The organism is Streptomyces sp. NPDC002825, from assembly GCF_040295385.1.
Classification (GTDB): domain Bacteria; phylum Actinomycetota; class Actinomycetes; order Streptomycetales; family Streptomycetaceae; genus Streptomyces.
This window is the reverse complement of record NZ_JBEOVH010000023.1, coordinates 102,724-116,127: the sequence shown is the minus strand read 5'-3', so window position 1 is coordinate 116,127 and position 13,404 is coordinate 102,724. Positions and strand designations below refer to the sequence as shown.

Here is a 13,404-nt window from a genome sequence, read left to right as displayed (position 1 = left end):
CGTCGTCCGTGGTCGCGAACAGTACGATCGCGGCATGAGACTCCGCCCCGGGCCGTTCACCCTGCGGGTACTGACCCAAGACGTGCTGCTCGCGCTCTTCGTCACCGTCATGCAGGTGCAGGGCACGGTCGCCCTCGCCGCCGCCAGGGGGACGGAACAGCGTCCGCTCACCGACCTCGGATGCCTCGGCTTCACGCTGCTCGTGGTGGGCGGCCTGGTCGTGGGCGTCCGCCGGGTGTGGCCCGTGGCGGTGTTCGTCACCGCAGCACTCGCCAGCCTGGTGTACTACGCCCTCGAATTCCCCGACGGGTACGGCTGGCTGGGCCTCATGGTCTCCCTCTACACCCTCGCCGCCTACGGTGACGGGCGGCGGTCACTGGCGATCGCCGGCGTGGGCACCGCGGTCCTGGCCACCGGGTGGCTGTACGCGGCGGCCGACGTGCAGCCGCGCGAGGCCATCGGCTGGGTCTTCTTCCGTATCGGTGTCGCCGTCATGAGCACGGCTCTCGGCGAGTCCGTCCGGTCCCGGCGGGTCATCGCGGCCGACGCCCAGGAGCGCGCGGAACGGGCGGAGCGGACCCGCGAGGAGGAAGCCCGCGCACGGGTCGACGCCGAACGGCTCCGCATCGCGCGCGAGGTCCACGACACCGTCGCGCACGCCATCGCGATCATCAACGTCCAGTCCGGCGTCACCGCTCACGTGCTCGACAAGCGCCCCGAGCAGGCACGCGAGGCCTTGCAGACCATCGCGCAGACGAGTTCCCGGACGCTGCAGGAGATGCGGGCCATCCTCGGCGTCCTCCGGGGCGACGACGACGACCCCGTGCCGCACAGCAGTCTGGAACAGATCGACGACCTCACCGCGGAGGCCCGCGCCGCAGGACTGGACGTCACGCTCGAAGTGACCTCGCCCGCGGCGCCGTTGCCGAGCGCGGTGGACAGTGCCGCGTACCGGATCCTGCAGGAGTCGATCACCAACATCATCCGGCACACCGGCCCGACCCGGGTGACGGTCGCGGTGAACCCGGCGATCGACCACCTGGAAATCCGCGTCACCGACCAGGGGCGCGCCGGTTCCGACCGGACCCCTGTGACCCGGCCGCCCGCCGACCGCAAGCCCGGCCGCGGCATCCTGGGCATGCGCGAGCGCTGCCAACTGCTCGGCGGAGAGCTCAACGCCGAGCCCACCCCGGCCGGAGGCTTCGAGGTCACGGCCCGCCTGCCCCTCGCCCCGACCGGCCCACGCTTCTGACCACGGCACCCCGCGGCCGCCATGCGCTCCCGGTCGTCTTCTCCGGCCGTCAAGTCCGCTTGAAATACGGCTTGGAATCCCGGCACGCGCGGGGTCTCGCCGACAGGCCAGGTGATGCGGGGTCGTGAGGATGAACGGGGTCCCGCAGGCGCGAACTGTACTCCCAGGTGCGGCCCCGAGCCACTGCGCGCCCCGGCCGAGGACCGCGTAGTCTGGCTGCTATGGGCGGTGGCATATTTCATCCGGCGTCAGTGAGGAAAGACCCCGATGAATCAGGTCATCCGGCATCCTGAGGGGAAGTTCCGCCCTCGGGGTGAGCCGCGCTTCGTTCGTGGAAGACGCTTCCGTTCCTGGCTGAGGTCCCATGTAGGCCGAGCGTGGCGAATGCGGCGCATTCGCGGAGAGGCCCGGCGGCGGGTGTCCACTCCCCGTGAATGGTACGGGAGATGGACGCCCGGAAACTATGTCAAGGTGTTCGCCTGGATCGGAACGATCCTGCTCCTGGGCTGGCTGTTCCTGGCCGTTCACGTGATCATCGACGGAAAGCCCGGGTTCGTCGAGAACACCTGCCTGAAAACAGGCCAGTCCTGCAGCGTGGTCATCAGTTTCGTCACGCCCTTTCTCGTCTTCTCGCTGAGCACGGCTGTCTTTCTGGGTGTTCGGCACTGGAAGACGATCCGGCCGATCGGGCGAATCGCGCGGAGGAACCCGCAGCAGCTGGTGCCCACGGCCGGCACGATCGTGGACGAGGTCGTCGGCCGGCAGGAGTTGTGCTCGGTCATCGCACAAGCCCTGCGGGACCGGCGCCGCCGCCGGCCGTACGTGCTCGTGGGTGGCATCGGCAGCGGGAAGACGGCCGTGCTCGTGCAACTGACCCAGATGCTGGCGGAGAACGGCGCCGTTCCCGTCCCGATCCACCTCCGGCGCATCGACCTCGACGGTGACGACCTGAATTTCGGCGAGCTGGCGAAGAAGCGCTTCTGCGACGAGGTGGACCCCGGGGTGATATCCAGAGCCCAGGCCGAGCGGGTGTGGCGGCAGCTCTGCATGGAGGACAAGGCGGTCGTCGTAGCGGACGGTCTCGAAGAGGCATTCTGTGACGACGAGAATCAGGCGAACCGGGACAGTCTCATCCGCCGCGCGATCGGCCGGGCGCAGAAGCAGAAGCTTCCGCTGGTGATCGCCTCGCGTCCGCACACGGCGCTCGAACGCACCCAGGCGGCCGTCATCGACCTCGAACCCCTCAGCGAGGAGGCCGCGCTCGGCTACCTGATGCAGCGGGAGCCCGGCGCGGACAACCGGAGGCTGGACTGGATCGTCGAGACGGCCGCGGTCGCCGAGTCGCCGCTGTACCTCCAGATCGCCCGTCAGCTGCGACAGCACCAGCTTCTGGAGCATTTCGAGAGCACCAGGGATCGGGACCAGGTGGACACTCGGGGAGGCGACCGGTCGGGAATTCGGCTGAATCTCCTGGAATCCTGGACGAAGGCACTGGTGGATGGCCATCTCCAGGCTCAGTTCGACATCTCGAAAGAGCAGCGGAAGAAAACAGTCTCGGTCATTTCGGCGCTGGCCTGCATCGGACTTCTCAACGACCGGCTGGAGGTCAGATTCGAAGAACTGATCAGCTGGAACGGCGACGCCGGCGAACGGAAGAAGACCTCCTGTCCGGCGATTCTTGACGAGCTGCGCCGGCGCGTCGGAGACCTGCCAAGGGGCGAGGACGAATTCTGCTGGCGCACCGCCTTGTCACGCTATGCGGCGTGGGGTGAGCAACTCGGGCTTGTGGAGGCCCAGAGCTTCAAGGTCAGATTCCCTCACAGCATTCTGCAGGCCTATCTGGGGTTCCCGTTCCTCGACGCCGTCCAGCGGGACGCCGCGGGAGACCTCGGAAAGGCGCTCGCCGAGCCCGGTCGTGAGCTTCTCATCGCCCTGGTCCTGCGCTCCCGCCGTAAGCCGGAGACCCCGCAGCGCGCCAACGTCGAGCTGTTGGTGAAGGCGGCCCGGGAGCGCCGGGACGGAAAGGCCTTCGACCTGTTCGCCGCAGCGTTGGAGATCGACACCGGCGAGGCCGGTGATTCGGCCCACGTACGGATCACCAAAACGATCCTGCGGCGGTGGCCGGAGATCGTCGATGGTGATCCGAGAACGCTCGACGCGGCAAAGCTGCGACTGGTGCACTCCTTCGGTGAGATGGCTCGCCGGCTCGACCGCTTGAGCAAGGAAGACCCCAGGAAATGGGTCAAGCCGGCCTACGGCGACATGATGAGGATCAGCTGGATCGAGGAAAGCTATCCGGTCAGGCTGGCCATCGCCCAGGAGATCGGCGCGGGCGGTGACCATGCATTCGACGCACTGCGCAGGCTCTTCCCGTGGCCGAAGCGCGAGGCGATTTCCGACGCCAAGATGTACGACCCCTGGGAACAGTACAAAACGGCGATGGAGGCCCAGAGGTACAAGGAGAGCGCGGCACGTGAGGAGAAGATCGGTCCGCCCGACAGTTCGGACGGGGTCGCCCGGGAGGCACATACGGCAGTGGAGATCTGGCGCGAGTTCGTCACCAGGGCCTGGCTCGTTCCCATGATCGTGGGCTCGGTGGGCAACGAGCGGTGCAGCCAGGCCCGGGAGCGCATGGACCTCTGGCTGCAACACCTCACGCCGAACCCCGCGACGGGGCGCGCGGACCTGCCCATCTCGCTGGAGATCGCCCTGGCCCAGGGCTTCAAGAGCGCGGCGAACCGCCGAAGACGGCATCCCGCGACCTCTCACGAGGCCCGTGAGTACCTCATAGAGCGAGCGGAGCACCTGCTGACGCACGCACGCTACTGGTACTCCCAGGTCACGCTCATCCACGCCCTGTGCCTGTGGGAGCTGCCGGACGGCATCGACGACGGGCAGGACGGCGTCGAGGCCGGCCGCCGGGCCGACGCCGACCCGCTGCGGGCCGTGGAACGCTGGCTCGGCATGGCGGGCAGTGAGCAGGCCCCCGGCGATCGGCCCGCGGACGAGCTGGCGGTGCGGGGAGGAAAGCGACTGCACCCCTTCGTCGCCGAGGCCGCGGACCTCGCGGTGCTCGCCCTGGAGACCCGGCGTCCCGAGCGGTTCATCTGGATCGACGAGAAGGGGACCATGGTCAACATCGGCTCACGGACCGCCGACCCCACCGTCCATCGCAAGCACAACCTCTGGATTCCGCCGTCGGTGGGGTGGAGCACCTTGAATCCGCGCGCCCAGCAGCTCCTCGGCGACATTCTGCTGCTGCTGAACCTCACGGAACGCGACGGGGTGATGGTCGACAGCCGGCTGGCGCGCACCAACCGCACCACCCTGCCGCCCTGCCTGACCAAGGACCGCACGGCACTCCATCCCGAGCGCACGGTGGGCATGCCAGGCACGGCCGAACCCGGGACGAGCTGCCTGCGCAGCTGCCAGTTCGAGCTGTGCCCGTACCCCGCGAAGGGGACGCAGCCGGGCGCCGAGCTGCGCGAACCCTTCTGCTGGCAGCAGCAGGCCCTGCTGAAGAGGCGCACCATCCGGCGTACGAGGGCGGACTGGCAGGGTATGACGGACCGCGAGCTCGTCCGGTTCTGGACCGCGATGGCGGAACGGACCCGGACGCCCTCGGTGACGCAGGACGCCCGCACGCCGGTGCGCCGGTCGGCCGGACGGTGGCGCCGGCACGACGGCCGGGGGTGACACGGCGGTCCGCCGCGCGGTGCGAGGGGGAGCGGTCGCTCTCTAGAGCCAGTCCCGGCGCTTGAAGATCACGTACAGACCGGTGCAGACGATCCCCATCAAGCCGATCGCGAACGGGTATCCGCCCGTCCAGCGGAGCTCCGGCATGTTGTCGAAGTTCATCCCGTAGATCGTTCCCACGAGTGTGGGTGCGAACAGGATGGCCGCCCAGGCGGAGATCTTCTTGATCTCCTCGTTCTGTTCGAAGCCGGCTTCGGCCAGTGCGCGCATCTCGGCGTTCTGTTGCTGGGTGACCAGGGTCGCGTTGACCGTGAGGATGTCCGTGAGGGCCTGGCGGAAGCCGTCGACGCGTTCGCTGGTGTGGGTGACGTGGTCGGCGACGTCGCGGAGGTAGCGCTGGAGTTCCTCGTCCGTGCCGTACTTCGCGAAGCCCGCCATCAGGGCGTGCAGCATGCCCACCAGGGGGCGGGTCGCGCGCTGGAACTCGACCATTTCCCGGGAGAGTTCGTAGATGCGGCGGGAGACCGCCGGGTCGCCGCCGAAGACCTCCGTCTCGATCTCGTCGATGTCGTTCTGGACGCCCGCCACCACCGGCGCGTAGCCGTCGACCACCGCGTCGAGGATCGCGTACAGGACCGCCTCGGGACCCAGGGCCAGCAGGTCCGGGTTCTCCTCCATGCGGCGGCGGACGGCCGACAGGTCCGGTGCGGCGCCGTGCCGGACCGTGATCAGGAAGTCCGGGCCCACGAAGACATGGAGCTCGCCGAACTCGACCTCCTCCGGGGCGTCCAGATAGCGGGCGGCGCGCAGGACGACGAACAGCGTGTCGCCGTACCGTTCCAGCTTGGGGCGCTGGTGGGCCTCCATCGCGTCCTCGACCGCCAGCTCGTGCAGGTCGAACTCGCCCGCCAGCGAGTGGAGTTCCTCCTCCGTCGGGTGCTGGAGGCCGATCCAGGCCATCCCGTCGGGGTGCTCGCGCAGCTGTCGGAACGTCTCCGCGAGCGTGCTGGGGGAGGCGACCCGGCGGCCGTCGCGGTACAGCGTCGACTGCACGACGCTCGGCTGCACCGAGGGTGGCCGCGCGGCAGCGGCCTCGGGCGGAGGCTCGGGCCGGCGGCGCCAGGCCGCGCGGGGGCGGCGGTCGGACATCGTCGGCACCTCCACCTCGGGCTGCGGGTCGGTCGAGAGCAGGATATATGGGGCCAATCCCGCTCGTACGGATCCCGGTCCCGGCCGCAGTTCAGGACCGGGATCGTCCGCAAGTCTCGGTAGCGTGCGCGGCATGGCCCTCAAGACCACCCACCCCGTGCTCGGCCCCCGCGCCCTGAACCGCGCCACCCTCGACCGGCAGCTGCTCCTGCGCCCCGCCCCGCTCGGTGCCGAGGAGGCCGTCGATCACCTCGTCGGGCTCCAGGCGCAGAACACCAAGCCCCCGTACTACGCGCTCGCCGCCCGGCTCGACGGTTTCCGGCCCGAGCAGCTGTCCACGCTCATGGAGTCCCGGCAGGTCGCCCGGATCGTCTCCCTGCGGTCCACCGTGCACACCCACACCGCCCGCGACGCCGTCGGCCTGCGCCGGCTCGTGCAGGCCGGGGCGATCGACCGGGAGCTGAAGATGTTCCGCAAGGGGCTCGACGGCGTCGACCTCGACCGGCTCACCGCCCTGGCCACGGAGTACGTCGAGGAGCGCCCCCGCACCCCCAAGGAGCTGCGGGAGCACCTCCTCCGGGAGTGGCCGGACGCCGACGCGCAGGCGCTCACCATCGCCGCCCGCTGCCTGCTCCTGATGGTGCAGGTCACCCCGCGCGGGCTGTGGGGGCGCAGCGGGCAGGTCGCGCTCACCACCGTCCGTACGTGGTTCGACGGGGTCGAGGACGAGGCCGCCGACCTCGACGAGACCGTGCTCCGCTACCTCGGCGCCTTCGGCCCCGCCTCCGTCAAGGACATGCAGACCTGGTGCGGCCTGACCCGGCTGCGTCCCGCCTTCGAACGGCTGCGGCCCGGGCTGCTCGTCTTCCGGGACGAGCGGGGCACCGAGCTCTTCGACCTCCCCGACGCGCCCCGCCCCGACGAGGACACCCCGGCCCCGCCCCGCTTCCTCCCCGAGTTCGACAACCTGCTCCTCTCACATGCCGACCGCACCCGCGTCGTCCCCGCCGCGCACCACGGCCGCACCTGGACCGGCAACCAGGCGCACCGGACGTTCCTCGTCGACGGCTTCGTGGCCGGGATCTGGCACCTCGACGAGGCGAAGGACCGTACGACCCTCACCATCGAACCCTTCGCGGGCATGACACGCGCGACGCGCACCGCGCTCACCGCCGAGGCCGAGCGGACCCTCCGGCTCATGACGCCTCCGGGCACCCCGTACGACATCGTCCACAAGGAAGGCGCGGACAGCGGCCGCCCCAGCAAGGGCACGGAGGACTGACATGCCGCGCATGACGACGGCGGAGGTCGAGGCCGTCCTGACCGGGGCGGGCTGGTCGCCGGGGCGTGACATCGGGGCGCGCCTGCCCGGGCTCCTCGCCTTCGTGACCGACCGTTTCGCCGAGGAGGGCCATCCGGTCGAGCCGTTCCGGGCGGCCCGGGACTTCGTCCGGGAGTTCGGCGGGCTGCGCCTGGTGATCCCGGGGACGCCTCCGGACGCCGTCGGCCTCACCCCGCACTGGATCTACGAGGAGAGCGGCGAGGACGTCGCCGAGCTCGCCCGAAACCTGGGGAAGAGGCTGTTCCCCGTCGGCTACGAGACGTTCGACGGGGCGATGGTCCTCATCGACGAGACCGGGCACTTCTTCCTCCTGCACCACACCGGCCCGCAGTTCCTGGGAGCCGATGCGTACGAGGCGATCAGCTGCCTGCTGCGCGGTCCCCAGCGGGACGCGCGCGACCGCTTCGCCTGACGGCGGACCGGTCCGTCACGGCAGCACCCCCGCCCTCCGGGCCGCCACCACCGCCTCCAGGCGGGTGTGGGCGCCGAGTTTGCGCATGGCCGAGCGGAGGTAGCCCTTCACCGTCTCCGGGCGGAGGCCGAGACGCTCCGCCGCCGTCGCGTTCGTCGCGCCGGAGGCGACCGCCGCGAGGACGTCCGTCTCCCGCGGGGTGAGCGAGACGCAGGGGTTCGCGGAGGCCGTGCCCGAGGCCGATTCGAGGCGGCCGCACACCGCGAGGAGGCGCTCCCGCAGCGCGGGGTCGACGACCTTCGGCGCCAGTTCGCGCAGCTCCCCGTACGCCTGCCGCACCTCCTCCCAGGACGGTCCCGGCGGCGGGGGCGCGAGCAGCTGCCGTACCTCGTCCCGTACCGCCAGGGCCTGCTCCACGTCACGGGCCGCCGCCATCGCCGCGTCGAAGACCCGCTCGCCGATCGGGAGGGACTCGCGCAGCGCCCCGTACAGCACACCGCGCACCTTGCGCCGCACGACGACCGGGACGGCGATCACCGCGCGCAGGCCCTCCGCCGAGACGGGCACGTCGTACTCGTGGGTGATGTGCCGCGACGACGGGTAGTCCGTGACCGCGCACGGCCGCGACAGCGCCAGGCACTTCCCGCCCAGGCCCGAGCCCGCCGAGATCGTCAGACCGCTCAGCGCGGGCGTCACCGCCCCGCTCAGCTCGGCGATCCGCACCGTGCGGCCGGTGGCCCCCTCCTGGAGCAGTCCGCCGAAGGCGACGGGCAGCCCGCTGGCGCGCCTCAGCCGCAGCAGCGCCGTACGCAACTCCACCGCTTCCACCATCTCGGGCACGGAACCACTCCTTCACCCCCGAACGGGGGTAGTGAGACCTGGGTCACCGATTACACGATGTCCGGGACAGGTGCCGCAATGAGGAGGACACATGACGCCCACGAGCGCGACCGGCGCGACGGAGAGGTTCCGGGCCGCCCGGGACTTCCTGCTGCAGCATCGCGAGGACTACGAGAGGGCCTACGAGGGCTTCGTGTGGCCCCGGCCCGACCGTTTCAACTGGGCGCTCGAATGGTTCGACGTCATCGCACGGGACAACGACCGGACCGCGCTGCACATCGTGGAGGAGGACGGCTCCGAGACCCGGGTCTCCTTCGCCGAGATGTCCGCCCGCTCCAACCGGGTCGCGAACTGGCTCCGCGCCCAGGGCGTCCGCGCCGGCGACCGCATCATCCTGATGCTCGGCAACCAGGTCGAGCTGTGGGAGATGGTGCTCGCCGCGATGAAGCTGCGCGCCGTCCTCATCCCCGCCACCCCGCTCCTCGGCCCCGCCGATCTGCGCGACCGCGTCGACCGGGGCCGCGCCCGGCACGTCGTCGTGCGCGCCGAGGACACCGCCAAGTTCGACGACGTCCCCGGGGACTACACCCGGATCTCGGTGGGCGGCGACGGGGCGAACTGGCTGGGGTACGAGCTCGCCGCCGAGGAGTCGGACGTCTTCGAGCCCGACGGCGTCACCCTCGCCGACGACACCCTGATGCTGTACTTCACCTCCGGCACGACCGCCCGCCCCAAGCTGGTCGAGCACACCCACACCTCGTACCCCGTCGGCCACCTGTCGACGATGTACTGGATCGGCCTCAAGCCCGGCGACGTCCACCTCAACATCTCCTCGCCGGGCTGGGCGAAGCACGCCTGGTCCAACCTCTTCGCGCCGTGGAACGCCGAGGCGACCGTCTTCATCCACAACTACACCCGCTTCGACCCGGCCCGGCTCATGAGCGAGATGGAGCGCCACGGCGTCACCAGCTTCTGCGCCCCGCCGACCGTGTGGCGGATGCTCATCCAGGCCGACCTGAGCCAGCTCAAGACCCCGCCCCGGGAGGTCGTCGCCGCCGGCGAACCGCTCAACCCCGAGGTCATCGAGTCGGTGCGGCGCGCCTGGGGCGTCACCATCCGGGACGGCTTCGGCCAGACCGAGACCGCCGTCCAGGTGTCCAACAGCCCCGGCCAGCGGCTCAAGGAGGGCTCCATGGGGCGCCCCAGCCCCGGCTTTCGGGTCACCCTCGTCGACCCGGTGAGCGGCACGCCGGACGTCGAGGAGGGCGAGATCTGTCTCGACCTCAGCGTCAACCCGGTGGGCCTGATGACCGGCTACCACGGCGACCCGGAGCGTACGGCGGAGGCCATGGACGGCGGCTACTACCGCACCGGCGACATCGGCTCCCGGGACGCCGACGGCTACATCACGTACATCGGACGCGCCGACGACGTCTTCAAGGCGAGCGACTACAAGATCTCGCCCTTCGAGCTGGAGAGCGCCCTCCTGGAGCACGAGGCCGTCGCCGAGGCGGCCGTCGTCCCCGCCCCGGATCCCCTGCGGCTCGCCGTCCCCAAGGCGTACATCGTCCTCGCGGCGGGCTGGGAGCCCGGCGAGGAGACCGCGAAGGCCCTGTTCGCCCACTCGCGCGCGGTCCTCGCCCCGTACAAGCGCGTCCGCCGCATCGAGTTCGCCGACCTGCCCAAGACCGTGTCCGGCAAGATCCGGCGCGTCGAACTGCGCCGGCTGACGGCGGAGGGCGGCGGCAAGGAGTACGCGGAAGGGGACCTCTCGTGAACCTGTCCTACGCGCACGGCGTCTCCGACACGCCGCTCCTCGGCGACACCATCGGCGCCAACCTCGACCGTGCCGTCGCCGCCTGGCCCGACCGGGAGGCCCTCGTCGACGTGCCCACCGGACGCCGCTGGACGTACGCGCAGTTCGGCGCGGACGTCGACCGGCTGGCGGGCTCCCTGCTCGGCAGCGGAGTCCGCAAGGGCGACCGGGTCGGCATCTGGGCGGTGAACTGTGCCGAGTGGGTGCTCGTCCAGTACGCCACCGCCCGCATCGGCGCGATCATGGTGAACATCAACCCGGCCTACCGCGCCCACGAGTTGGAGTACGTGCTCAAGCAGGCCGGCATCTCCCTGCTCTTCGCCTCCCTCAGGCACAAGACCAGCGACTACCGGGCGATGGTCGAGCAAGTACGGGCCGACTGCCCGGAGTTGCGGGAAGCGGTCTACTTCGGCGACCCGACCTGGGACGCGCTGCTCGCCCGTACGCCCGGGGAGCTGCGCCCGGAGCCGCTCTCCTGCGACGAGCCCGTCAACATCCAGTACACCTCGGGGACGACGGGCTTCCCGAAGGGCGCCACGCTCTCCCACCACAACATCCTCAACAACGGTTACTTCGTGGGCGAGATGATCGCCTACAGCGAGCAGGACCGCATCTGCATCCCGGTCCCCTTCTACCACTGCTTCGGCATGGTCATGGGCAACCTCGCGGCCACCTCGCACGGCGCCTGCATGGTGATCCCGGCACCGTCCTTCGACCCCGCGGCCACCCTCCGGGCGGTCCAGGAGGAGCGCTGCACCTCGCTGTACGGGGTGCCCACGATGTTCATCGCCGAGCTCAACCTCCCCGACTTCGCCGCGTACGACCTCTCCACGCTCCGCACCGGGATCATGGCGGGCTCGCCGTGCCCGGTCGAGGTGATGAAGCGGGTCGTCACCGAGATGAACATGGCGGAGGTGTCGATCTGTTACGGCATGACCGAGACCTCGCCCGTCTCCACCCAGACCCGCCGCGACGACGACCTGGAGCGCCGCACCGGCACCGTCGGCCGGGTCATGCCGCACGTCGAGGTGAAGGTCGTCGACCCGGCGACCGGGCTGACCGTGGAGCGCGGCACGGCGGGGGAGCTGTGCACCCGCGGCTACAGCGTGATGCTCGGCTACTGGGACGAGCCGGACAAGACGGCCGAGGCGATCGACCCCGGCCGCTGGATGCACACCGGGGACCTCGCGGTGATGCGCGACGACGGCTACGTGCAGATCGTCGGCCGCATCAAGGACATGATCATCCGTGGTGGCGAGAACGTGTACCCGCGCGAGATCGAGGAGTTCCTCTACGGGCACCCCAAGATCGCGGACGTCCAGGTCGTCGGCGTCCCCGACGAGCGGTACGGCGAGGAGATCCTGGCCTGCGTGATCGCGCGCGACCCCGCCGACCCGCCCACCCTGGACGAGCTCACCGCCTTCTGCCGGGACCGGCTCGCCCACTACAAGATCCCGCGCAGGGTCGAGATCCTCACCGAGTTCCCGATGACGGTGAGCGGCAAGGTGCGGAAGGTGGAGCTCCGGCAGACGTACGGCTCCTAGAGGACTCGGAAACCTACGGCTCCTGGACCACCTCCCGGCGCATGCAGACCCGCGGCCAGGCCGACAGGCCGTGGGCCGCCTCGGCCCGGCTGATGGCGCGCAGCCCCTCCGTGAGCGCCGGGTCCGAGTCCGTCAGCGGGCGGAAGCCGAGGCGGGTGTAGTACGGGGCGTTCCACGGGACCTCCGCGAAGGTCGTCAGGGTCAGGGCCGCCAGGCCCTGCTCCCCGGCGGCGGCCGCCAGATGCTCGATCAGCGCCCGGCCGACGCCCCGGCGGGCGGCGTCCGGGTGCACCGACACCTGCTCGATGTGGGCGGCACCGTCGACGGTGTCCGAGAGCAGGTACGCGACCGGCCGGTCGGCGGCGTCCACCGCCACCCAGGCCCGGCCGGCCCTGCGGTACGTCTCCAGGACGTCCAGCGGCAGCGGGTCGTCGTCGGCGATCGCCGCCATGCCGAGAGTACGGAACGGCTCGCCCGCCGCCCGTTCGATGTCCTGGAGCAGCGGGAGTTCGGCCGGAGCGGCCGCTCTGATGCGCATACGCCAGTATGGCGCGGGCTCAGCGCGGCGGGCCGCCGTGCGTCGGGGGACGGTTGTGCTCGTCCTCCCGGGGGCGGTCGAGCAGACCGCCCTCGCGCGAGAAACGGGGCAGGAACAGGGCCAGGGCCGGATCCCCGTACAGCGCCACGTACAGCTGGACGAGCCGGCCGTCCGTCACCTCGCGCCGGTGGGCCGGCAGCGGATACCGCTCCCGCAGGACGGCCAGGAGCCGCCGCGCCGCCCTCGTCGTCTCCGGCAGGCGCAGCAGCGCCACCGCCACCAGGACCGGCGGGATCCCGGTCGCCAGGGCCCCGGCGAGGGCCGGACCCTCCGCCCCCGTCACGAACGGTCCCGCCAGCACCGTCAGCGGTACACAGCCGAGGAGGACCCGGGCCGCCCACAGCCGCGGGAGCGGCCGGAGCAGCCCCGCGCCGCGCAGCTCGCCGCGCAGCGCGTCCACCGCCCGCCGCGCCTCGGGGCGCAGCGCGAGCGTCCGCAGCGCGAGGGCCCGGTGCAGCGCCCCGTGCACGCCCAGCTGTACGGGGTCACGGGTGCGGCCCGGTCCGCCATTGGCCCGAATCGTATGTTTGCGGCCCGCCGCGACCGCCCCGCGCTGGTGCAGCGCCACCAGGGCGACGGTGACGGCCGCCCGCCGCCCGCCCCGCAGCAGCGCGAGGGCCTGCGGTGCGGGCACGGCGTCGGCCCCGGGCTCCTCGCTGCGGGTTCCTCCGCTTGTCAACAGCAGGGCGGCCAGCAGCAGTTCACCCCAGGCCGCCCCGATGAACCACCACGTAGCCGTCGGCATGACACCCACC

Annotated in this window: 10 protein-coding genes; 6 read left to right on the top strand and 4 right to left on the bottom strand. The window is 71.1% G+C overall.

Annotated features, from left to right (window positions below):
- Positions 1 to 34 precede the first annotated feature (34 nt).
- Together ABT041_RS26470 and ABT041_RS26465 are read left to right on the top strand one after the other, a co-directional pair.
- Positions 35 to 1,252, top strand: a complete 1,218-nt coding sequence (locus tag ABT041_RS26470) for a sensor histidine kinase (RefSeq protein WP_351188555.1) — start codon at positions 35 to 37, stop codon at positions 1,250 to 1,252.
- Between the two features lie 471 nt (positions 1,253 to 1,723).
- Positions 1,724 to 4,948, top strand: a complete 3,225-nt coding sequence (locus tag ABT041_RS26465; protein ID WP_351188553.1) for an NACHT domain-containing protein — start codon at positions 1,724 to 1,726, stop codon at positions 4,946 to 4,948.
- Positions 4,949 to 4,990: 42 nt separating this feature from the next.
- Here the strand turns inward: ABT041_RS26465 and ABT041_RS26460 are convergent, their stop codons facing one another.
- Positions 4,991 to 6,097: a magnesium and cobalt transport protein CorA gene (locus ABT041_RS26460; RefSeq protein ID WP_351188604.1), complete on the bottom strand. Its 1,107-nt coding sequence runs from the start codon at positions 6,095 to 6,097 to the stop codon at positions 4,991 to 4,993.
- A 133-nt stretch (positions 6,098 to 6,230) separates the two neighbouring features.
- Here ABT041_RS26460 and ABT041_RS26455 point away from each other — a divergent pair, with 133 nt between their 5' ends.
- Both ABT041_RS26455 and ABT041_RS26450 read left to right on the top strand, forming a co-directional pair.
- Positions 6,231 to 7,379, top strand: coding sequence for a winged helix DNA-binding domain-containing protein (locus tag ABT041_RS26455; protein WP_351188551.1), 1,149 nt, complete (start codon positions 6,231 to 6,233; stop codon positions 7,377 to 7,379).
- Position 7,380: 1 nt separating this feature from the next.
- Complete coding sequence (locus ABT041_RS26450; RefSeq protein WP_351188548.1) at positions 7,381 to 7,851, top strand: SUKH-3 domain-containing protein; 471 nt, start codon at positions 7,381 to 7,383, stop codon at positions 7,849 to 7,851.
- A 15-nt stretch (positions 7,852 to 7,866) separates the two neighbouring features.
- On the opposite strand, the gene ABT041_RS26445 is transcribed toward ABT041_RS26450, so the two are convergent.
- Positions 7,867 to 8,691 (bottom strand): helix-turn-helix transcriptional regulator, encoded by an 825-nt coding sequence (locus tag ABT041_RS26445; protein WP_351188546.1) that lies wholly within the window; start codon positions 8,689 to 8,691, stop codon positions 7,867 to 7,869.
- A gap of 91 nt (positions 8,692 to 8,782) precedes the next feature.
- Between ABT041_RS26445 and ABT041_RS26440 the strand changes: the two genes are divergently transcribed.
- Both ABT041_RS26440 and ABT041_RS26435 read left to right on the top strand, forming a co-directional pair.
- A complete protein-coding gene (locus tag ABT041_RS26440; protein WP_351188544.1) occupies positions 8,783 to 10,468 on the top strand; it encodes an AMP-binding protein in 1,686 nt (561 codons plus the stop codon).
- Positions 10,465 to 12,051 carry an AMP-binding protein gene (locus ABT041_RS26435; protein WP_351188542.1) on the top strand — a complete coding sequence of 529 codons (1,587 nt, stop codon included), beginning with the start codon at positions 10,465 to 10,467 and terminating at the stop codon, positions 12,049 to 12,051. Before ABT041_RS26440 ends, ABT041_RS26435 begins: the two co-directional genes overlap by 4 nt.
- Positions 12,052 to 12,064: 13 nt before the next feature.
- Here the strand turns inward: ABT041_RS26435 and ABT041_RS26430 are convergent, their stop codons facing one another.
- On the bottom strand, positions 12,065 to 12,589 hold the full coding sequence (locus tag ABT041_RS26430) for a GNAT family N-acetyltransferase (RefSeq protein ID WP_351188540.1): 525 nt from the start codon (positions 12,587 to 12,589) through the stop codon (positions 12,065 to 12,067).
- 19 nt (positions 12,590 to 12,608) lie between these two features.
- Entirely contained in the window at positions 12,609 to 13,394 is a 786-nt protein-coding gene (locus ABT041_RS26425; protein WP_351188538.1) for a TIGR04222 domain-containing membrane protein, read from the bottom strand.
- Positions 13,395 to 13,404: the final 10 nt, after the last annotated feature.

Excerpts from the sequence above, each read along its gene's own strand:
- ABT041_RS26455 (WP_351188551.1), top strand. The coding sequence starts at position 6,231 with ATGGCCCTCAAGACCACCCACCCCGTGCTCGGCCCCCGCGCCCTGAAC.
- ABT041_RS26470 (WP_351188555.1), top strand. The coding sequence starts at position 35 with ATGAGACTCCGCCCCGGGCCGTTCACCCTGCGGGTACTGACCCAAGAC.
- ABT041_RS26450 (WP_351188548.1), top strand. The coding sequence starts at position 7,381 with ATGCCGCGCATGACGACGGCGGAGGTCGAGGCCGTCCTGACCGGGGCG.
- ABT041_RS26440 (WP_351188544.1), top strand. The coding sequence starts at position 8,783 with ATGACGCCCACGAGCGCGACCGGCGCGACGGAGAGGTTCCGGGCCGCC.
- ABT041_RS26425 (WP_351188538.1), bottom strand. The coding sequence starts at position 13,394 with ATGCCGACGGCTACGTGGTGGTTCATCGGGGCGGCCTGGGGTGAACTG.
- ABT041_RS26430 (WP_351188540.1), bottom strand. The coding sequence starts at position 12,589 with ATGCGCATCAGAGCGGCCGCTCCGGCCGAACTCCCGCTGCTCCAGGAC.
- ABT041_RS26460 (WP_351188604.1), bottom strand. The coding sequence starts at position 6,097 with ATGTCCGACCGCCGCCCCCGCGCGGCCTGGCGCCGCCGGCCCGAGCCT.